The following is a 478-nucleotide window of genomic DNA, read 5'->3' on the forward strand; positions in this document are numbered from 1 at the left end:
CGCACCGGCTGCCAGTGGGCCTATCTCCCGCACGACTTCCCACCGCATCAGAGCGTCTACGGCTACTTCGCCAGGTGGCAAAAGGACGGTGTCTTCGCCCAGCTCAACGGTCTGCTGAGGGAGTTGGTGCGCCAGCAGGAAGGAAAGAGCCCCGAGCCCTCGGCCTGCGTGATCGACGCGCAGAGCGTCAAGACTTCCACCAGTGTCCCTGCCAGGAGCCAGGGCATCGATGCGGGCAAGAAGATCGTGGGCCGCAAACGCAGCATCATCACCGACACCCTCGGCCTTCTGCTGGCGGTGCTGGTCACCGCGGCCGGCGTCCAGGACTCCACCGCCGGAAAAACCCTCCTGGACCAGGCCGCCGCCAGCCATCCCGGCCTACGCAAGGTCTGGGTCGACGGCGGCTACCGTCAGCACCTCGTCGAGCATGCAGCCACCCTCGGCATCGACATGGAAATCACTCAACGCAAGCCCGGGA

The 478-nt window shown here is 65.9% G+C and carries 1 protein-coding gene; it reads left to right on the top strand.

Features of this window, described 5'->3' with window-relative positions:
- Positions 1-478: IS5 family transposase (locus N4G66_RS45320; RefSeq protein ID WP_261710169.1), on the top strand; the 478-nt coding region annotated here is incomplete at both ends.

The organism is Streptomyces rhizosphaerihabitans, from assembly GCF_025399795.1.
In the GTDB taxonomy this organism is placed as follows: Bacteria; Actinomycetota; Actinomycetes; order Streptomycetales; family Streptomycetaceae; genus Streptomyces; species Streptomyces rhizosphaerihabitans.